The 409-nt window shown below is 37.9% G+C and carries 1 pseudogene; it reads left to right on the forward strand.

What is annotated here, in order from left to right:
- Nucleotides 1-409: pseudogene (locus CP370_RS09780) on the forward strand (hypothetical protein); the annotation flags it as partial.

A 409-nucleotide genomic window follows, 5' to 3' on the forward strand; every position in this document is an offset into this window, starting at 1 on the left:
TACCTTTAACTACAATGGTAGTGCATGGGTTGCACAAATTCTTGAAGGTTCGAAAATTGCGTTGCAAATTCCACCACAGCTGCGTGATTTATTCGCTAAAATTAACGCATCGGGTAATTGGTCAAAATACTTTAGTGGTAGTGGTGAATTTTATTCACATCTTGGCCTGATTCCTATTTCTTATCAAGACTGGACTTATAAAAATTCTGACTTTTCATATGATGGAACTAATTTAACTTTGAAAAATCCTTTGGCGGGCATTGAGCTCGTGACCAAGGATACGACCGTTACCCTTAATTTTGATATTGGACAAGCGGTTACAGATTTCGATGAAAAGATTGACAACGCTGGCGATAATTATACGTTTACCGAAGCGTTGGTTGAAGACAGTGATATTATTGACTGGCAT

Source organism: Lactobacillus sp. UMNPBX19, assembly GCF_002553805.1.
Taxonomy (GTDB): Bacteria; Bacillota; Bacilli; order Lactobacillales; family Lactobacillaceae; genus Lactobacillus.